The sequence below is a fragment of the Streptomyces roseoverticillatus genome (assembly GCF_000719265.1).
GTDB lineage: Bacteria > Actinomycetota > Actinomycetes > Streptomycetales > Streptomycetaceae > Streptomyces > Streptomyces roseoverticillatus.
The window spans coordinates 1-19,548 of sequence record NZ_JOFL01000043.1; the positions used below are offsets into that span (position 1 = coordinate 1).

Annotated in this window: 17 protein-coding genes and 1 pseudogene; 15 read left to right on the forward strand and 3 right to left on the reverse strand. The window is 73.4% G+C overall.

Features of this window, described 5'->3' with window-relative positions; genetic code table 11:
- The 3 genes and pseudogenes from IF61_RS35640 to IF61_RS0131210 form a co-directional block, all read left to right on the forward strand.
- Nucleotides 1–584, forward strand: a pseudogene (locus IF61_RS35640) (hypothetical protein); the annotation flags it as partial.
- Between the two features lie 73 nt (nt 585–657).
- Nucleotides 658–2,070, forward strand: a complete 1,413-nt coding sequence (locus IF61_RS0131205) for a DUF6777 domain-containing protein (protein WP_157848733.1) — start codon at nt 658–660, stop codon at nt 2,068–2,070.
- Between the two features lie 165 nt (nt 2,071–2,235).
- Nucleotides 2,236–3,519 (forward strand): TerD family protein, encoded by a 1,284-nt coding sequence (locus IF61_RS0131210; protein WP_030369922.1) that lies wholly within the window; start codon nt 2,236–2,238, stop codon nt 3,517–3,519.
- Between the two features lie 13 nt (nt 3,520–3,532).
- On the opposite strand, the gene IF61_RS0131215 is transcribed toward IF61_RS0131210, so the two are convergent.
- The gene (locus tag IF61_RS0131215; RefSeq protein ID WP_030369923.1) at nt 3,533–4,693 is read right to left on the reverse strand and encodes a glycosyltransferase; all 1,161 of its coding nucleotides are present in this window, start codon (nt 4,691–4,693) and stop codon (nt 3,533–3,535) included.
- A 121-nt stretch (nt 4,694–4,814) separates the two neighbouring features.
- Between IF61_RS0131215 and IF61_RS0131220 the strand changes: the two genes are divergently transcribed.
- The 4 genes from IF61_RS0131220 (at nt 4,815) to cynR (ending at nt 7,872) form a co-directional block, all read left to right on the forward strand.
- Nucleotides 4,815–5,612, forward strand: coding sequence for a glutamate racemase (locus tag IF61_RS0131220; protein ID WP_030369924.1), 798 nt, complete (start codon nt 4,815–4,817; stop codon nt 5,610–5,612).
- Nucleotides 5,613–5,702: 90 nt separating this feature from the next.
- Nucleotides 5,703–6,308 (forward strand): hypothetical protein, encoded by a 606-nt coding sequence (locus IF61_RS0131225; protein WP_030369925.1) that lies wholly within the window; start codon nt 5,703–5,705, stop codon nt 6,306–6,308.
- A 74-nt stretch (nt 6,309–6,382) separates the two neighbouring features.
- Entirely contained in the window at nt 6,383–6,862 is a 480-nt protein-coding gene (locus IF61_RS0131230; protein ID WP_030369926.1) for an NUDIX hydrolase, read from the forward strand.
- Between the two features lie 80 nt (nt 6,863–6,942).
- Nucleotides 6,943–7,872: a transcriptional regulator CynR gene (gene cynR, locus IF61_RS0131235; RefSeq protein ID WP_052393316.1), complete on the forward strand. Its 930-nt coding sequence runs from the start codon at nt 6,943–6,945 to the stop codon at nt 7,870–7,872.
- Here the strand turns inward: cynR and IF61_RS0131240 are convergent.
- Both IF61_RS0131240 and IF61_RS0131245 read right to left on the reverse strand, forming a co-directional pair.
- Entirely contained in the window at nt 7,790–8,518 is a 729-nt protein-coding gene (locus IF61_RS0131240; protein ID WP_245684691.1) for a DedA family protein, read from the reverse strand. The genes cynR and IF61_RS0131240 overlap by 83 nt on opposite strands.
- Before the next feature lie 91 nt (nt 8,519–8,609).
- Nucleotides 8,610–8,954, reverse strand: a complete 345-nt coding sequence (locus IF61_RS0131245) for a hypothetical protein (protein WP_030369929.1) — start codon at nt 8,952–8,954, stop codon at nt 8,610–8,612.
- A gap of 499 nt (nt 8,955–9,453) precedes the next feature.
- Here IF61_RS0131245 and IF61_RS0131250 point away from each other — a divergent pair, with 499 nt between their 5' ends.
- From IF61_RS0131250 to IF61_RS0131285, 8 genes are all read left to right on the forward strand, one after another.
- Entirely contained in the window at nt 9,454–10,824 is a 1,371-nt protein-coding gene (locus IF61_RS0131250) for an MFS transporter (protein ID WP_078660655.1), read from the forward strand.
- A gap of 188 nt (nt 10,825–11,012) precedes the next feature.
- On the forward strand, nt 11,013–12,422 hold the full coding sequence (locus tag IF61_RS0131255) for an NADP-dependent succinic semialdehyde dehydrogenase (protein WP_030369931.1): 1,410 nt from the start codon (nt 11,013–11,015) through the stop codon (nt 12,420–12,422).
- A 268-nt stretch (nt 12,423–12,690) separates the two neighbouring features.
- Nucleotides 12,691–12,798 carry a keywimysin-related RiPP gene (locus IF61_RS35645; RefSeq protein WP_157848734.1) on the forward strand — a complete coding sequence of 36 codons (108 nt, stop codon included), beginning with the start codon at nt 12,691–12,693 and terminating at the stop codon, nt 12,796–12,798.
- A gap of 78 nt (nt 12,799–12,876) precedes the next feature.
- A complete protein-coding gene (locus IF61_RS0131265) occupies nt 12,877–14,742 on the forward strand; it encodes a lasso peptide isopeptide bond-forming cyclase (RefSeq protein ID WP_030369932.1) in 1,866 nt (621 codons plus the stop codon).
- A gap of 4 nt (nt 14,743–14,746) precedes the next feature.
- Nucleotides 14,747–15,004 carry a lasso peptide biosynthesis PqqD family chaperone gene (locus IF61_RS0131270; RefSeq protein WP_030369933.1) on the forward strand — a complete coding sequence of 86 codons (258 nt, stop codon included), beginning with the start codon at nt 14,747–14,749 and terminating at the stop codon, nt 15,002–15,004.
- A 60-nt stretch (nt 15,005–15,064) separates the two neighbouring features.
- Nucleotides 15,065–15,481, forward strand: a complete 417-nt coding sequence (locus IF61_RS0131275) for a lasso peptide biosynthesis B2 protein (RefSeq protein ID WP_030369934.1) — start codon at nt 15,065–15,067, stop codon at nt 15,479–15,481.
- Nucleotides 15,482–15,485: 4 nt separating this feature from the next.
- Nucleotides 15,486–17,306 carry an ABC transporter ATP-binding protein gene (locus tag IF61_RS0131280; RefSeq protein ID WP_030369935.1) on the forward strand — a complete coding sequence of 607 codons (1,821 nt, stop codon included), beginning with the start codon at nt 15,486–15,488 and terminating at the stop codon, nt 17,304–17,306.
- 104 nt (nt 17,307–17,410) lie between these two features.
- A complete protein-coding gene (locus IF61_RS0131285) occupies nt 17,411–19,303 on the forward strand; it encodes an ABC transporter ATP-binding protein (RefSeq protein ID WP_030369936.1) in 1,893 nt (630 codons plus the stop codon).
- Nucleotides 19,304–19,548: the final 245 nt, after the last annotated feature.

The following is a 19,548-nucleotide window of genomic DNA, read 5'->3' on the forward strand; positions in this document are numbered from 1 at the left end:
CGCCGGCCCCCGCCCCCGCCACCGGCTACGCGACCCCGTCGTACGGCAGCCCGCCGCCTCCCGGCCCGCCCGGAATATCCGGAGTGCCCGGGGCGGGCGGGTCGCCCGGTGCGCCGACGAGCACAGCCGGCGGGGCGGTCAGGGGCCCGGCCGGCCCGGTCGGGCGGCCCACCGGGTACCCGATGGGCGCCCACGGGGCGGTGCAGGCCCCTTTCCCGCCGCCGGGCCTGAGCCCGGCGCCCGGCCACGCACCGCCGCCGCCGCGCCGCGGCTGGCCCGTCTACCTGGGACCGCTGCTGGCGCTGCTCCTCATCGCGGGCGGCACCGTCGCCGGAGTGCTGTCGGCGGGAGGGCCCGGGAACAGCGGGCAGCAGCCGGACGACGGCTCCACGGGCACCGTGCAGCCCTCGGAATCCCGGCAGCCGGACGCATCCGGCAGCCCCGGGAGCTCGGAGAATCCCCGTCCCTCCCCGTCCGGGCACGCCACGGACGAACCCACCGCTCCCACCTATCCCACGACCGAACCGACCAGGAACCCGGGAACGTGCAACGGCGGCTGGGTGACGAAATGCGCAACGCGCTGAAAGCAGCCGAAGGGCTGAAGGAAGACGCCGAAGGAAAGAACTGACCGGCTTTCGGGGGATGCAAATGCGGCTGGTGGCCAATCCGTTCCGAGGAACACAGCAGAAACCGTCCGCGCGGCGCCGCCGGCTCCGGCTCGTCGCGCTCCTCACCGTGCCCGTGCTGATCGGCGGCGCGAGCCTCGCCGGGTGCGGGTCCGGCGGCAAGAAATCCGTTCAACTCGTCCTGGAAGCCGTGGGCGAGATAGGAGCGTTCCCGTTCGTGGAGCACCCGGACACCGATCTCCGGGGCGTCCGGTCCGCCGTGCGCGGCGGCGGGCAGCGGGCGGGGGACGCCCGGGGCACGTTCGGCGGGCTCCAGGGCGCCACGCACTGCGACAAGGCGTCGCTGATCAAGCAGCTCACCGGGGACCCCGAGAAGGCCAGGGCGTGGGCCGAGGTGAAGAACATCGACGAGGGCAGGATCGGCGAGTACATCAACGGACTCACCGAGACGAGCCTGGAGTTCGACACGCTCGTCAAGAACCACGACTTCCGCGACGGCGAGGCCAGCGAGTACCTGTCGGTACTGCAGAAGGGCGTGCTCGTCCTCGTGGACAACTTCATGGGGCCGGCCGTCAAGTGCAACTGCGGCAACCCGCTCCAGGAGCCGGACCAGGCCGTCGACACGAAGGCGGCGAGTTACACGGGCACCCGCTGGGAATCGTTCACCGCCACGGAGGTGACCGTCATCAAGGCCCGTACGAAGGAACAGGGTCCGGTGAAGCAGATCCCCCTCGTCGACCCCTTCCAGGGCGACAAGGCCTTCGACCGCGGCGTGGGCAGCGACGGGAGCAAGGACAGCAAGCCCTTCCACTGGGATCCGCCGAAGACGCCTGCGGGCTCTCCGGGTTCGTCGGGTTCCCCGGGAGCCGCCGGGTCGTCGGACCCCAAGGACCCCAAGGACCCCAAGGACCCCAAGGACAAGGGATCGTCTTCGAAGCCGCCGAAGGACAAGTCCTCGGAGCCGTCGGCCGGGTCGTCCGGATCCGGATCGTCCGGCGCCGGCTCTTCCGGCCCGGGAGCGTCCTCCAGCGGATCCGGCGAACCGTCAGACGGCTTCTCGGGCCAGGGCGTACGGCCGACGACGGAGCCCCCGGGGTCACGGGGGCCGGGCGCGTCCTCCAAGAAGCCGCCGCTCGGCAGCACCACGCCCGTCGGTCCGCGCACCACGCCGCCCCGGACGAGCGCGCCCTCGGCGACGCGGCCCGTCGCGCCGCCCACGGCACCGAAGCCGGTGACGCCCACCTCCTCGAAGCCGGAGGCCCCCACGAAACCCGTGGCACCCACGACGCACAAGCCCGTGGTGCCGACTGCCGAACGGCCTGAGAGGCCGGTGACGCCGACGGCCGAGAAGCCCGAGAAGCCCGTGGTGCCCACCGCCGGCCACCCCGCGGCCCCCACCGCGGCCAAACCCGATCCGCCCAGGGCGGCGACCGGCTCGTCCTGACACAAGGCCAAGGCCGAGGACACGACCGAGGACACAGCCGAGGACACGGCCGATGACAAGGAGGACGCAGAGTCCCGCACATCCCCAATCCACGCCAAGCAGGGACAAACGAATGTCGCGATACGTTGTCCCCTGCAAGCAAGAAACCGTCCATAGGGGTGGAGCATGGGGATGCTGAAGGGTGCCAACGTCCGGATTCCGGCGCCGGCGGTGCGGGTGGAGCTGGGCTGGCGCACGGCCCCCGGGGCGCCGGACGTCGACGCCTCCGCCCTGCTGCTCGCCGGCGGCAGAGTCCGCTCGGACGCGGACTTCGTCTTCTACAACCAGGCCGCGCACCCCTCGGGCGCGGTCCGCCACGAGGGGAAACGGCCGTCCGGCGCCGGCATGACGACGGACACCCTCGCCGTGGACCTCGCCGCGGTAGAGCCGTCCGTCGAGACCGTGGTGCTGGCCGCCTCGGCCGACGGCGGGAGCTTCGGGCAGGTGCCGGGGCTGTACATCCGCGTCACCGACGCGGCCGGCGGCGCGGAGCTCGCGCGCTTCGACAGCACGGACGCCACCGTCGAGACGGCGTTCGTCCTCGGCGAGCTCTACCGCCGCCAGGGCGAGTGGAAGTTCCGGGCGGTGGGCCAGGGCTACAGCACCGGCCTGGAGGGCCTGGCGACCGACTTCGGCATCTCGGTGGACGAGCCGCAGTCGGTCCCCGCCCCGGCCGCCATACCGGCGCCGCCCGCCCAGGCGCCCGCCGCACCGCCGGTCGCCCCGCCTCCGCCCGCCGCGCCGCCCGCCGCGCCGCCCGCGCCCCAGCCCGTGCGCCTGACGAAGGTCACGCTCACCAAGGAGGCGCCCACCGTCTCGCTCACCAAGCAGGGCGGCACGTCCGGGGCGCTGCGCGTCAACCTCAACTGGGAGGTGCGCAAGTCGTTCAAGGGCTGGGGCCACAAGTTCGGCAAGGCCATGGCCATGCACTCCGACCTGGACCTCGACCTCGGCTGCCTCTTCGAGCTGCGCGACGGCACCAAGGGCGTGGTGCAGGCGCTGGGCAACTCCTTCGGCTCCCTGCACCGGCCGCCGTTCATCCACCTCGACGGCGACGACCGCACCGGCGCGGTGGCCGCGGGCGAGAACCTCACGGTCAACCTGGACCACATCAACGACTTCCGGCGCATCCTCGTCTTCGTAACGATCTACGAGGGCGCCCGGAGCTTCGCCGGCCTGCACGCCACGGTCACGATGCAGCCGCAGCACGGCGCGCCCGTCGACTTCTCGCTCGACGAGTGCACCGTGCTCTCCAACGTCTGCGCGCTGGCCCTCATCACCAACAACAACGGCGACCTCGTCGTCCAGCGCGAGGCCCGCTACTTCGTGCCCGACCGCGGCGTCAGCCCGCAGCGCACCCTCGACCGCGCGTACGGCTGGGGCATGAACTGGACGCCGGGCCGCAAGTGACCGGCCGGGCCGCTCAGGGCGCGGCCTCGGGGCGGGCGTACGTCCGCCCCTTCCAGGCCGCGCCCCGGCCCCGATAGTGCTGGACCGCGGAGTCCACGGTCATCAGCAGGTAGAGCAGGGCCGTGAACGGCAGCAGCGGCGCCAGGAGGAGCGGCTGCCGGTAGTAGCGCAGCATCGGCACGTACGTCCCGGCCATGATCGCCCAGGCGGCGGCTCCGGCGGTCAGTGCGACGGGCTCGCCCGTCAGGGCGCCCGCCGCCACGGCGACCGGCGGCGCCAGGTAGACCACCGCCAGCCCGGCGACCGTCCCGGCCAGGAGCAGCGGGTTGTGGCGGAGCTGGGCGTACGCGCTGCGCGAGACCATCCGCCACAGCATGCCCAGGCCCGGGTAGGGCCGGACGCTGTCCACCCGGTCCGCGAGGCCCAGCCAGATCCGGCCGCCCGTGCGGCGCACGGCCCGGGAGAGCGTCACGTCGTCGATCACGGCCTGCCGGATGCTGTCGGGGACGCCGGCCCGCTCGGCGGCGTCGCGCCGCAGGAGGACGCAGCCGCCCGCGGCGGCCGTGGTCCGCGCGCCCGGCCGGTTGATCCGGCGGAAGGGGTAGAGCTGCGCGAAGAAGTAGACGAAGGCGGGGACGATCAGCCGCTCCCACACGGTCGCCACGCGCAGCCGGGCCATCTGCGACACGAGGTCCAGGCCGCCCGACTCCGCCGCCGCGACGAGCTCGCGCAGGCTGTCCGGCTCGTGGGCGATGTCGGCGTCGGTGAGCAGCAGGTACGCGGCGTCGGTGCGCTCCCGGGCGAGCGTCATGCCGTGCCGTACAGCCCACAGCTTGCCCGTCCAGCCCGGGCCGGGCTCGCCCGGGGAGGCGACGGTCAGCGGCAGTCCGCCGCGCTCGGCCGCCAGTGCGCGGGCCAGCTCCCCGGTGCCGTCGGAGCTGCCGTCGTCCACGAGGAAGATCTCCGCCTTCCCCGGGTAGTCCTGGGCGAGCAGGGACGGCAGGCTCGACGGCAGCACCTCCGCCTCGTCGCGGGCGGGGACGACGATCGCCACGGGCGGCCAGGCCGCGGGTGGCCTGCGCTCGGGCAGCCGTACGTCCGTACGCCAGAAGAAGCCCTGGCCCAGCAGCAGCCACAGCCACGCGGCCAGGGAACCCACAGTGATCCAAGTCAGCGCGCTCACCCGTGGCAGTCTGCCGCACGGAGGGCGGCTGATCGGGGGTCTTTGCGGGAAGCGGAGCGAACGGACCCGCCCGCCGGGGCCGCCGTTTCCGCCCATCCATTAGAGTGACCGGGTGAAGATCGCGCTCATGGACTCCGGCAACGGGCTGCTGGCGGCAGCCGCCGCCGTGCACCGGCTGCGACCGGACGCCGATCTGGTCCTCTCCTCCGACCCCGACGGCATGCCGTGGGGCCCCCGTACCCCCGAGGACATCGTCGCGCACGCCCTGGACTGCGCCCGGTCCGCGGCCGCCCTCGCCCCCGACGCGCTGATCGTCGCCTGCAACACGGCGTCCGTGCACGCGCTCGCGGCGATAAGGGCCGAGCTGGAACCGGCGATCCCGGTGATCGGCACCGTGCCCGCGATCAAGCCCGCCGCGGCCGCCGGCGGCCCCGTCGCCATCTGGGCGACCCCGGGCACCACCGGCAGCCCGTACCAGCGCGGCCTGATCAGGGACTTCGCGGCCGGCGTCGAGGTCACGGAGGTGCCCTGCCCCGGCCTCGCGGACGCCGTCCAGTACGCCGACTCCGCGGCCGTGAACGCCGCGGTCGCCGCCGCGGCCGCCCTCACGCCCCGCAATGTAAGGAGCGTCGTCCTGGGGTGCACCCATTACGAGCTCGTCGCGGAGCGTATCCGTGCGGCGGTCCAGCCCCTGCTGTCGCCGGCGGTCCCGCGCCTGACCCTGTACGGCTCGGCGGAGGCCGTCGCCGCCCAGACGCTGCGCCGCATCGGCGCCGCGCCCGCCCCCGGCGCCGCGCCGTCCGGGCGCCTGACGGTGCTGCTCAGCGGCCGCGAGGGCAGCATCGACCCGGCCTCCCTGACCTACCCCGAGGGCCGCTCCCTCGTCGAGGCCGCCGCCGTACGCCCCTGAGCCGGCCGCCGGCCCCTTCCGGCCACCCGATCCGGTGCGGTCCGTGCATCACCCCTGCCGTGGTGGCGGAAGGTGAGTAGGCTGCCTGGTATGAGGGACCATTCCACGGGCCCGCAGGGCCACGAGGGCGACGAGAACACGGGCGCGGCCGGACCCCCTTCCCCGGCCGACGGCGCCGCGGATCTCGCCGTCTGGACCGGTCGCGCGACCAACCGCGTCCAGTGGCTGCTTGCCGCGGCCGGCGCCGCCTGCCTGGCACTCGGCGTCGAACTGGCCGTCGACAGCGCATGGACCTCAGGTCTGGCCCCTCTCGTCATGGCGGTCGTCGGCTGCGTCGCGGCCGGGCTGCTGATGCTCTACGGCACCCTCGCGTTCGTCCATGTGGCCGTACGGGTCGACATGGAGGCGCTGGAGGTGCGCTGCGGGCACATCGGCGTGCCGCGCACGCGCATCCCGCTGTCCCACGTGGTCGATGCGGACTTCGCCCCGCGCGTCACGCCGCGCCAGTGGGGCGGCTGGGGCTACCGGTGGCTGCCCGAAAAGGGCACCGCCGTCGTCGTGCGCCGGGGCGAGGGCTTCGTGCTCCGCCTCGGCGACGGCCGTACGTTCACGGTCACCGTCGACGACGCGGAATCCGCCGTACGGGTGATCCGCCGGGCCCTGCGCCTCGCCCCCGGCCGCAAGGCCCCGGCCTGACCTGGGACTTTCTCACCACCCCTGCCGCCACCTGGGTGAACGCCCGGCCCTCCCGGACCACTAGGCTCCTGCCCATGCCCACCCCCGATTTCATCCGAGTCCTCCGCGCGACCGCGGGCAACCAGCTCCTGTGGATCCCCGGCGTGAGCGCCGTCGTCCTCGACCCCGAGGGCCGCGTGCTGCTCGGCCGCCGCTCGGACAGCGGCGAGTGGGCGATCATCGGCGGCATCCCCGACCCCGGCGAGCAGCCCGCCTCCGCCATCGTGCGCGAGGTGTACGAGGAGACCGCCGTCCACTGCGTCGCGGAGCGCGTCCTGGTGGTCGAGGCGCTCGCCCCCGTCACCTACCCCAACGGCGACAAGTGCCAGTACATGGACGTCTGCTTCCTGTGCCGGGCCGTGGGCGGCGAGGCGCGCGTCAACGACGACGAGTCCCTGGAGGTCGGCTGGTTCGAGCCGGACGCCCTGCCGCCCCTGCAGGAGTTCGCGGTCCGGCGCATCAAGCACGCCGTGGAGGACGGCGCCACCTGGTTCGAGGGCATCGGGCAAGGCTGACCGGCCCCCGTACATAGGCGGCTGCAGGCGCATCCCGGGGCGGCCATCGACACGGTCTATGGCTGCCTATAGTGGCGCGCATGGAACTGCGCCACCTCCGCTATCTGCTCGCCGTCGCCGAGCACGCGAACTTCACCCGTGCCGCGGAGGCCCTGCACATCTCCCAGCCGACGCTCTCCCAGCAGATCAAGCAGCTGGAGCGGTCCCTGCGGGTCCAGCTGCTCGACCGCTCCGGGCGCAGCGTGCGCCTCACCGACGCGGGCGAGGTGTACACGCGCTACGCCCGGCACGCCCTGCAGGACCTCGCGGCGGGGGAACGCGCCGTGCTGGACGTGCAGGACCTCTCGCTCGGGACCCTGCGGCTGGCCGTGACCCCGACGTTCACCGCGTACCTGATCGGGCCGCTCGTGGCGGACTTCCACGCCCGGCACGCCGGGATCACCCTCGACCTCCGCGAGCTGCCGCAGGACCGCATCGAATCCGCCCTCCTGGCCGACGAACTGGACCTGGGCATCGCCTTCAGCGGCACGTATCTGCCGGGCGTAGCCGGCACCGACCTGTTCACCGAGACGCTCGGCCTCGTCGTCGGGCCCGGCCACGCGTGCGCGGGCCGCAGCACCGCGCTGCCGGCCGGAGAACTGGCCGGACACCCGCTCGCCCTGCTCAGCGGCGACTTCGCGACGCGCCACCACATCGACGCCTACCTCGCCGGGCACGGCGTCACGCCGCGCATCGCCGTCGAGGCCAACTCCATCAACGCGCTCACCGAGATCGTCGGCAGGAGCGCGCTCGCCACCGTGCTGCCCGACGCGATCACCCGCGGGCCCGCGCACCTGCACCCCGTACCGGTCGATCCGCCGCTGCCCGCGCGCACCGTCACGCTGCTGCGCCGGGAGGCCGCCTACCAGAGCGCGGCAGCACGGGCCTTCACGGCTCTTGCCCGGCGCTGGGCGCGGGAGCAGGACGGCCCTCCGGAGAACCGGGCCCCTCAGGGCGGGCCCCCGGCGTGACGGTGGCGCGCCGCCTGCGGTTGCGCAGCAGTTCGAGGGCGACCGGCAGCAGGGACAGGGCGACGACGGTGCCCACGACGGGCAGCAGATAGCGGTCCACGTGAGGCACGGCCGAGCCGAGCCCGTAGCCGGCGAGGACGAGGCCCACCGTCCACACCAGGCCGCCGGCCACCTGCCAGAGCGTGAAGGTGCGCGGCGCGACGCCCAGGGCTCCGGCCAGGGGGTTGAGGACCGTGCGCACCACCGGGACGAAGCGGGCCAGCACGATGGCGCGGGCGTGTCCGTAGCGGCCGAGCAGCTCCTCGGCGCGGTCGGCGCCCTCGTGCAGCTTGCGGCTGCGGGAACGGGTGAGGAGCGCCCGCCCGCCGCGCCGCCCGAGGACGTAGCCGGCCTGGGCGCCGCCCAGGGCGCCGGCCACGGACGCGGCCAGGACCTGCACGAGGTCCAGGTGCGGTCCGGAGTGGGCCCCGCTGCGGGCCAGCAGGCCGGCGGTGAACAGCAGGGAGTCCCCGGGCAGGAAGAAGCCGATCAGCAGGCCGGTCTCGGCGAACATCACCACGGCGATGCCGAGCGCGCCGAAGGCGGACAGCAGCGAGGAGGCGTCGAGGGGGTTGACCGCCAGGGCGGCGGCGGACTGAGCGGGCACGAGGGGTGGCCTCCCTGATGCGACGGCGTACGCGGGGGGACTGCAGGGACTTCGGGGGAGCGGTCGCGACTGTAGACGATGTGCGGGGCCGCTACGGGCTCATGCCGCTCGCGCGGGCGATGGCGTCGACCTCGCTCCGGTCGTGCTCGGCGGCCGGCGGGGGAGAGCCGTGGGCGCGGACGACGACCTGCATGCCGTGCGGTCCGAGATATCCGGCGAGTCTGGTGAGCACCCGGCCGAACTCAGGTGTGAGCAACTCCTTTTCGCGCGGGGAGAAGGGAATGTCGACCCCGTTCTCGCGGTGCATGATCGCCTCGTTGAAGCCCTTCAGGATCCGCAGCAGCAGGGCGTAGGACTCCGCGTCGAGGACTGTCTGGAGCTCGGCCAGGTAGAGCGCGAACTGCTTGGTGCGCTCCAAGAAGTTCCGGTCGTTCATACGGCCATCGTCGCGAAGTCACCGGCGGCACGCGGGCCTTTCGGCATCTTCGGGCGGGCCGTGGTCTGAAGAATGGATTCGGCGGAGAATCCGTGTTCTGTTGACGGGAATTCAGTCGCGGTTTTCACCCTTCCGGGGGAACGCCGGCCGGCCCGGTGGAGCCGCACGGCGAGTGACCCGGCGGCGGCGTTCATCGCACCGCATCGCACCCCTCACTCCGCGCCGCCGCGTGAACGCAATAACGGGGCACGAGAGTTCCAGCTCTCGAAGAGAGAACCGGGCGCAATTCCCTTGTGCCGGTTTACTCCAGGAGCCGCCGATGCCCGGAATCTCACCCTGTTGATAAGACGTCGGCTTTGCTAACGTATCCGCTGAGTACCCTTCCGGGCGCGGCCGGTGACTGCCGGGCGGAGTCGGCCCGATCGCCGGGGAACCCTGGCCCCTGAACGGGGCCGGGGCCCGAGCTGTCCCCTCGCTCGGGCTGACTGCAGGGACGCGCATGAGAACTCTTCGGGCGGTCCGCGAGTGCCCTCTCGCATTGCGATTGCTATTCATCAACCAGTGCGGCATCGATGCCGGTTTCTATCTGCTGATTCCTTTTCTGGCGACCTATATCGGGCATGATCTCGGAATGTCGGCGGCCGTCGTCGGGCTGGTCCTCGGAGTCCGCAACCTCAGCCAGCAGGGCATGTACATCATCGGCGGCACCGCGGCCGACCGGCTCGGCCCCCGCGTCGTCATCATCGCCGGGTGCGCCCTGCGGACCGTGGGCTTCACGCTCTTCTCGTTCGGCAACTCGCTGCCCCTGCTGCTCGCCGCCTCCGGCATCAGCGGACTCGCCGCCGCGCTCTTCTACCCGGCCGTGCGCTCCTACGTCTCCCACGAGTCGGGCGAGCGCAAGGCCGAGGCGTTCGCCCTGCTCAACGTTTTCGCCACGATCGGCTCGCTCGTCGGGCTGCTCGCCGGCAGCGTGCTGTACCTGACCGACTTCCGGATCTGCGCCCTCACCGCGGCCGGGCTCTTCGCCGCGCTGACCGTCGCCCAGGCGTTCGTGCTCCCGGCGCGCGAGGTCTCCGCCGGCCACGACCCCATCGTGCGGGAGCTGCGGGAAGCGCTCGGCAACCGCCGCTTCCTGTGCTTCGCCTTCGCCACCACCGGCATGTTCATCATGGAGAACCAGCTGTACATGCTGCTGCCCCACGGCGCGCAGCACGTGTCGGGCTGGGGCGGGGCCGAGGCCGTGCTGCTGAGCGCCGGGGCGGTCGCCAACCTGCTGTTCCAGTTCCGGATCACCCGGAGCCTGGAGCAGCGCGGGGGCGGCATGCGCTGGGTGGGGGCCGGCATCGCCGTCATAGGGCTCGGCTTCGTACCACCGCTGCTCGTGTGCGACGCGTCTCCCCCGAGGGGCGCCGGGGACGTGGTGCCACGGCTCCTCGTCATGATCTCCGCCTCGCTGCTGCTGTACTTCGGCGGCATGGTCGCCTACCCGCCGGTCCTGGGTCTGATCCCGCGGTTCGGCAGCGAACGGCTGACCGGTACGTACTTCGGCCTGTTCTACGTGCTGTCCGGGGCGACGGCGGCCGGTGGGAACGCCGTGGTCGGCTGGGTGATGGACGTCGGCGAGCGCACCGGGCGGGCCTGGCTGCCGTGGGTGTCCTGCCTGATCTTCGGGCTGACCTCGGGGGGCGCCGTGACCTGGCTGTACCGCACGCGGGTGCTGCCGTGCCCGTACCCGGCGGCGGACGCGTCCGCCGAGGCCGGGAGCGCCGCGGACGCCGGCGTCCAGGGCGGCGTGGTGCCGGAGGCGGTGCGGATGCTGCCCGGCCAGCCGCGCGTCTCGGACGACGCCGCGGACCGCCGTACGGGGTGACGCCCCGCCCCCGGCACGCGCCCGCACTGCCGAGCGGCGCGCACCCGTACCACTGAGCGGGCCCTCACCGGATGGGTCAAAGGCTGCGGCCGCCGGATTGACCCGTGCGCGGCGTGGTACAGGACGGACGGGGCCGGTCCCCGAGAGGCGCACACAGGCCGAGGCATCGCACACGAGGAGGGCACCCCATGCCCATCGCAACGGTGAACCCCGCGAACGGCGAGACGCTCAGGACGTTCGAGGAACTGGGAGCCGAGGAGATCGAGCGGCGCCTGGCCGCCGCGGCGTCGGCGTTCCGGGACTACCGCACCACGGACCTCCCCGAACGGGCCCGCCTGCTGAACCGGGCCGCGGATCTGCTGGAGGAGGACCAGGAGTCCGTCGCCCGCATCATGACCACCGAGATGGGCAAACCGCTGGCCGCCGCTCGCGCGGAGGCGGCCAAGTGCGTCAAGGCCATGCGCTGGTACGCCGCGCACGCCGCGGAGCTGCTGGCCGACGAGCACCCGCCGCAGACCGAGGTCGCCGACTCCGGGGCCGTCCTCGCCCGCGTCCGCTACCGGCCGCTGGGCGTGGTCCTGGCCGTCATGCCGTGGAACTTCCCCCTCTGGCAGGTCGTCCGCTTCGCCGCCCCCGCCCTGATGGCGGGCAACGTCGGGCTGCTCAAGCACGCCTCGAACGTGCCGCAGACCGCGCTCTACCTCGGCGACCTGTTCCGCCGCGCCGGCTTCCCCGAAGGCTGCTTCCAGACGCTGCTCGTCGGCTCGCGGGCCGTCGAGGGCGTCCTCCGTGACCCCAGGGTCGCCGCGGCGACCCTCACCGGCAGCGAGCCCGCCGGCCGGTCGGTCGCCGCGATCGCCGGCGACGAGGTGAAGAAGACCGTCCTCGAACTGGGCGGCAGCGACCCGTTCGTGGTGATGCCGTCGGCCGACCTCGAACGCGCCGTGCGGACCGCGGTCACGGCCCGCGTCCAGAACAACGGCCAGTCCTGCATCGCCGCCAAGCGCTTCATCGTCCACGCGGACGTCCACGACGCCTTCGTCGAACGGTTCACCGCCCGCATGGCCGGGCTCACCGTCGGCGACCCCATGGCCGACACCACCGACGTCGGCCCCCTGGCCAGCGAACAGGGCCGCGCCGACCTCGAAGAGCTCGTCGACGACGCCGTCCGGCGGGGCGCGACGGCCTTGTGCGGCGGACAACGGCCGAAGGACCTGCCGCAGGGCTGGTTCTACGAGCCGACGGTCCTCACCGGCATCACCCCCGACATGCGCATCCACCGCGAAGAGGCGTTCGGCCCCGTGGCGACCGTCTACCGCGTAGGGGACGTCGACGAGGCCGTCGAGCTGGCCAACGACACGCCCTTCGGGCTGAGTTCGAACGTGTGGACCACGGACACGGCGGAACAGGAACGTTTCGCGCGGGACATCGAGGCCGGAGGCGTCTTCTTCAACGGCATGACGGCTTCTCATCCCGCATTGCCGTTCGGCGGAGTCAAGCGTTCGGGTTACGGACGCGAGCTCTCGGGCCATGGCATCAAGGAATTCTGCAACGTGACAACGGTGTGGCACGGGGCGGAACCGGCGCGAGGGACGTGACCTCCCCCCCGAAAGATTAACGATTCTCCTCACGGATTTTTCCGTTTTCGCAGGTGGCGTGAGGGGTTGTGTGCCGGGTGCGGAGCAGAGTGGAGCGCCCCCGGCGCAACCCCATAGGCGTGACTGCGGCGTTGTGATGATGCGCTCGTCGTACTTACGGTGAGTGCCGCGGATCCACCGCTCGGATTTCCCTAAGGAAATCGATGGAGCCCGCAAACAGGTACCTGTCGTAGGCAAACATCATCCCCGTCCAAGAAGGAGAATGGTCATGACGTATGAGCGTCCCACCCTCGCCAAGGCCGGCAGCTTCCGCAAGGTGACGGGCCTCAAGGACCACGGCCCGAAGGACGTCCTGGGCGGCAAGCAGGTTCTCTGACCTGCGAGCGGGTGGCGGCCGAAGGGCCGCCACCCGCTTTCGCCGTCCCCGGACATCGCCGACGGAGGGCCGTGCCCCATGGATCAGTCCTTGTCACTCCAGTCCGTGCCCGCTTGGTTCGTCGTCCTCCCCGACACCGACGCGGCGGGCGCCCTCGCCGCGAGGGCGCTCACCTTCGCCTCCCGCAGCCTGTGCCACGCCTCGGGACGGCCCTGGATCGTGGGCCGCTGGGACCCGGGGACGGCCGTGACGGGCGCGCACCGGGACACGCGGGTCGTGGTGATCGGGGAGCACGCCGTCACACCGCCCGACGCCGAACGGGCCGCCGCCGCGGTGTCCGGCACCGCTTCGGCGTCCGCCCTGGACCGCCTCGCCGGCCGGCCCGGCACCTTCCACCTGATGGCCACCGTCGCCGGACGGGTCCGGATCCAGGGCGGTGTCGTCGGGCTGCGGCGCGTCTTCCACGCCGAGGCCACGACGCCCGGCGGCGGACCGGTGAGCGTGGCGTCCGACCGTGCCGACGTGCTCGCCGAACTGGTGGGCGCCGGACTCGACGAGCGCCGTATCGCCCTCGAAATGCTCGCCTCGGGCGTGCCCTACCCGTGGCACGGCGGTCCTCTCTGGCGCGGGGTGCACGCCGTGCCCGGCGGCCATCGCCTGACGCTCGACGCCGGCGGCCGGGCCCGCACCACCCGGTGGTGGTCACCGCCCGACCCCGTCCTCCCGCTCGCCGCGGGCGCCGCGCACCTGAGGGAAGCGCTCACCGAAGCGGTCGCCGTACGCACCCGCGGGCGCGGCCTGGTGTCGTCCGACCTGGGAGGCCTGGACTCCACAGCGGTGTGCTGCACGGCGGCCCGCGGCGGCGCTGAGGTCGTCGCCTACACCGCCGCCGTCCATGACGAGGCCGGCGACGACGTGTACTGGGCCGGGCGCACCGTACGGGCGCTGGGCGGCGTCGAGCACCACATCGTCCCGGCCCGCGAGGTGGCCATGACGTTCGACGGCATCGACGGCCTGCGGGACATCCTCGACACGCCCAGCATCCTCACCGTCGACCGCCACCGCCGCATGGGCATCATCGAACGGGCCGCGGCCCGCGGATCCGGCCTCCACCTCACCGGCCTGGGCGGCGACGAGCTCCTGGCCGGCACGCCCGCCCGGCTGCACACGCTGCTGCTCACCCACCCCTTCGTCGCACTGCACGCGATACGCGGGTACGCCGCCAAATACCGCTGGTCCCGGCGGGCGGTGCTGCGCCGGCTCCTGGACCGCAGGTCCTACGACGCCTGGCTCGGCCGCCTCGCCCGCGACCTCACCGGGCCGCCCGCCCCCGTCGAGGAGCCGCTGCTCGACTGGGCCGTCCCGCCCCGGATGCCGCCGTGGGCCACGCCCGACGCGGTCCTCGCGGCGCGGGAGCTGCTCCGCGCCCCCCGGACCCCGGCCGGGCCCCGGGGCAGGAACCGCGGCGAACACCGCGAACTGGCCGCGATGGACGGCATCTCCCAGTGGGTCCGGCACATCGGCCAGATGGCCGCGCCCCTGGCCATCGAGGTCTGCGCGCCCTACTACGACGCCCGCGTCATCGAGGCGGCCCTCGCCGTCCGCCCGCAGGAGCGGATCACCCCCTGGCGCTACAAGCCGCTCATCGTCGAGGCCATGCGCGGCATCGTGCCCGAAGCCAGCCGCACCCGCAGCACCAAGGCCAACGCCACGTTCGAGGAGGAGGCGGGACTGCGCCGCCACCGCCGGGCCCTGCTGACGCTGTGCGAGGACTCCCGGCTGGTCCGGCTCGGCCTGGCCGACGGGAAGGCGCTGCACGCATGGTGCCGCCGCGCCCTCTCCGCGGAGACGGAGAGCTACCTGCTCCACCCCACCATCGCCTGCGAAGTGTGGCTGCGCTCCCGGGAGATGACCCCCCTGCCCGCCGCCGACCGGAAGGCGTGAAACCGTGCCCGCACTCAAGCCCGGCGTCCTGATGACCGAGACCGAGTACGGCATCGCGCTGCTCGACCAGGAGAGCGCCGAATACTGGACGCTCAACCCGACGGCCGCCCTCGTCCTGCGGACGCTGCTGGACGGACACGGCCCCGGACGGGCGGCCGAGATCCTGACGGCCCGGTACGACGGCGCCGAAGCCGGCGAGGTCGGCGAGGACGTCCGCCGCATCATCGACGAGCTGCGCTCGGCAGGACTGCTCACTCCGTAGGACGCCCTGCCGCCCGGTGGCCGTCCGCCGGACCTCGTTCCCCGACCGTAGAGGCACGCCATGTCGACACCGGAAGCGATCCCCTACCAGCCCCGCTCGATCCCCCTGGGCCGCCGCTGCGTGGCACGGCTGGCCGTGGGCTGCGCCCACCTGCTGGCCACCCAGCCCCCTGCCCGGATCCGCGCCGTCCTGTGCAGGCTGCGGCGCGGCGCCCGGCCCGCCACGCTCGCCGAGGCGAGCACGGCACGGCGCACGGTCCTCGCCGTGAGCCTCGCCGCCGGAGGCCACAAGGGGTGTCTGCCGCGCTCCCTGGCCACCGTGCTGCTCTGCCGCTGGTACGGCCACTGGCCCACCTGGTGCGTCGGCGTGCGCAGCCGCCCGCCGTTCGCCGCGCACGCCTGGGTGGAGGCCGAAGGCGTCCTCGTCGGCGAAGGCGCCCCGGCCGACTACTTCCAGCGCTTCTTCACCGTGGAGTGAGCCCATGACCGCGCCGCCCTCCGTAGAGACTCCCCGGACCGGCCCTCCCGCCCCCGCGCGGGCCGGCGCGCGGGAGGGCCCGGGCCGGTCGTGGCCGGGGCAGCGGGCTCTGCTGGACCACCTGCGCCCGCAGAAGTGGCGCATGGCCGCGGGCGTCGCCCTGGGGCTCACCGGCAGCGTCATGGGCCTGGCCCAGCCCTTGGCGGCCAAGCGCGTGATGGACGACATGGGCCGGGGGGCGCCGGCCGCCGGCCCCGTTCTGCTGCTCAGCCTGCTGGTCGTGGCCGGAGCGGTCCTCGCGGGCCTCGGGCACTACGTGCTGCAGTGGTCAGCCGAATCCGTCGTCTGCACCGCCAGGTGCAGGCTGGCCGACCGCCTCCTGCGGCTGCGCGTGCCCGTCGTGGAGGGCTCCGAACCGGGCGACCTGATATCCCGGGTGACGTCCGACACGACTCTGCTGCGCCAGACCGCGCCCCAGGCGGTGTCGGCGGCGGTCACCGGCACCCTGGTCACCGCGGCGACGGTCGTCATGATGGGGCTGCTCGACGCCGTGCTGCTGGGCGTCACCCTCGGCGTGATCGCCTTCGCCGGGGTCGTCGTCGCGGTCGTGGCCCCGCGGATCGGTCGCGCCACGCACGGCACGCAGGAGGCGGTGGGTCGTATCGGGGCGGCGCTGGAGCGGGTGATGGGCGCCTTCCGCACCGTCAAGGCGTCGGGCGCCGAGCGGCACGAGGCGGCTGCGCTGGCCGGGGCGGCCGAACGCGCCCGGCGCACCGGGGTACGGGCCGCGGCCTGGGAGGCCGTGTCAGCGACGACGTCGGCGGTGATCATCCAGGTCAGCTTCCTCGTGGTGCTCGGTGTGGGGGGCGCGCGCGTCACCTCCGGCGCGACGGAGGTCTCCACGCTCGTCGCCTTCCTGCTCTACCTCTTCGCCCTCGCCCCGCGCATCGGGCAACTGGTCGAAGGCGTCGGCCAGGTCCAGGTGGGGGCCGCCGCCGCGGTCCGCATCGCACAGGCCGAAGAGCTGGAGACGGAGGAGCTGGAGACGGAGGAGCTGGAGAGCAACGAGGGGGCAGAAGTCAGGCGTGTGCCCCTCAGCGTGTCGTTCGACCGGGTGAGCTTCGCGTACCGGCCCGGGCTGCCCCGCGTCCACCACCAGGTCTCCTTCACCGTGCCCGCGCGCGGCCTGACCGCGTTCGTGGGCCCGTCCGGCGCGGGCAAGACCACGGTCTTCTCCCTGATCGAGCGCTTCTACGAACAGGATTCCGGCCGCGTGCTCCTGGGCGGCGAGGACGTACGGCAGTGGCCGCTGGCCCGGCTCCGCGCGTCCATCGGCTACGTGGAGCAGGACGTTCCCGTCCTCGCCGGCACCCTGCGGGACAACCTGACGCTCGGCACTCCCGACCCCGGCGCCGCGGAACTCGCCCGCGTCCTGCGGCTGGCCCGCCTGGACCTGCTCGCGGACCGCCTGCCGGACGGCTTGGACACCGACGTCGGCCACCGCGGCAGCCGCCTCTCCGGCGGCGAGCGGCAACGCGTGGCGATCGCCCGCGCCCTGCTCCGCCGTCCCGGCCTGCTCCTGCTGGACGAGGTCACGTCCCAGCTCGACGCCGCCAACGAGGCGGCGCTGCGCGACACCATCACCGACACCGCTCGCCACACCACCGTCCTGGTGGTCGCCCACCGGCTCTCCACCGTGACCACGGCGGACCGGATCGTGGTCATGCAGGCGGGACGCGTACGGGCGGCCGGCACCCATGCCGAGCTGCTGGCGCGCGACGCGCTCTACCGTGACCTGGCGAGCACACAGCTGCTCGGCCCGTAGGCCGTGTGCTTGCGTTCTCCCCGGCCCTCGGGTGCGACGCTTGAACTCAAGGTTGGTTGAGGTTCTAGCGTGCGGGTGTACCGACGTCTCCCGAGGAGAGCCCCATGAGCATGGAAGTCACGGCGTGGACATCGCTGCACAGCGCGATGAACGCCGAACAGGGCCGGCGGCCCCTCTCACGGGCCACCGTGCGCCGCATCGCCGCGTTCGCGCGGCCGCACCGGCGGAAGCTGGGGCAGTTCCTGCTGCTGAGCGTGGTCATGGCGCTGCTCGCGGTGGCGACGCCGATCCTGGCCGGACGCGTCGTCGAGGGGATCGTGCACGGCGACGACACCGGGACCGTCGTCCGGCTCGCCCTGCTCATCGCGGTGCTCGCCGTCGCGGAGGCGGGCCTGGGGCTGCTGACCCGCTGGCTGTCGGCGACCCTCGGCGAGGGCCTCATCCTCGACCTGCGGACCGCGGTCTTCGACCACGTGCAGCGGATGCCGGTCGCCTTCTTCACCCGCACCCGCACCGGCGCACTCGTCAGCCGCCTGAACAACGACGTGATCGGCGCCCAGCGGGCCTTCAGCAACACCCTGTCCGGCGTCGCCTCCAACATCGTCACTCTCGTCCTGACGCTCGGCGTGATGCTCAGCATCTCCTGGCAGATCACGCTGCTCGCGCTCGTCCTGCTGCCGGTATTCGTCGTGCCCGCCCGCCGGATGGGCGCGCGCATGGCCGGGCTGCAGCGCGAGGCGGCCGCGCACAACGCCGCGATGAGCAGCCGGATGACCGAGCGGTTCTCCGCGCCGGGCGCCACCCTCGTCAAGCTGTTCGGCCGGCCCGCGGACGAGTCCACCGAGTTCGCGGCCCGCGCCCGCGCGGTGCGGGACATCGGCGTCCGCACCGCCATGGCGCAGTCGGCGTTCATCACGGCCCTCACTCTCGTCTCCGCGCTGGCCCTGGCCCTCGTCTACGGCCTCGGCGGCTTCTACGCGCTGCACGGCCGGCTGGAGCCGGGAGCCGTCGTCGCGCTCGCCCTCCTCCTCACCCGCCTCTACGCCCCGCTCACCGCGCTGGCCGGCGCCCGTGTCGAGGTGATGAGCGCCCTCGTCAGCTTCGAGCGCGTCTTCGAGGTCCTCGACCTCGAACCGCTGATCGCCGAGAAGCCGGGCGCACGGAAGGTGCCGGACGGGCCGGTCTCCGTCGAGTTCGACGGCGTACGGTTCGGCTACCCGTCCGCCGACAAGGTCTCCCTCGCCTCCCTGGAGGAGGTCGCCGGCCTGGACACCCGCGGCGGCGCCGAGGTCCTGCACGGAGTCTCCTTCCGCGCCGAACCCGGCCGCATGGTCGCCCTCGTGGGCTCCTCCGGCGCGGGGAAGTCCACCATCGCCCAGCTGCTGCCGCGGCTGTACGACGCCGACGCCGGAACCGTACGCCTCGGCGGCGTCGACGTGCGCGACCTGAGCGCCGACTCCATCCGCGAGACGCTCGGCATGGTCACCCAGGACGGGCACCTCTTCCACGACACGGTCCGCGCCAACCTCCTCATCGCCCGGCCGGACGCCGCCGAGGACGAGGTCTGGGACGCGCTGCGGCGCTCCCGCCTGGACGGCCTGGTGGCCGCCCTGCCCGACGGGCTGGACACGGTCGTCGGCGAGCGCGGCTACCGGCTCTCCGGCGGCGAGCGGCAGCGGCTGACCATCGCCCGCCTGCTGCTGGCCCGCCAGCGCGTCGTCATCCTGGACGAGGCGACCGCCCACCTCGACTCGACCTCCGAAGCCGCCGTCCAGGAGGCGCTGGCCGAAGCCCTGGAGGGCCGCACGGCCGTGGTGATCGCCCACCGGCTGTCCACGGTGCGCGCCGCCGACCTCATCCTCGTCGTCGAGGACGGCCGGGTCGTCGAACGCGGCACCCACAGCGAGCTGCTGGCCGCAGGAGGACGCTACGAGGAGCTGCACCGCACGCAGTTCGCCCGCGTGAAGGCGGACGGGGAGGCGGAGCCCGTCGGCTGAACGGACGTCATGCTGAACGGCAGCGGCCCGTCCGCCGGCATCCGGTGCCGGCGGACGGGCCGTCCGTACGCGTGCTGCTACTCGCCCTGACGGAGCGCCAGGGCCGCGCGCTTCACGGCGGCCGCGACGGACTCCGTGGCGCCCGGGTTGAAGACGCTGGGGATGATGTAGTTGGCGTTGAGTTCGTCCTCGGTGACGACGTCGGCGAGGGCGCCGGCGGCCGCGAGCATCATGCCGGTGTCGAC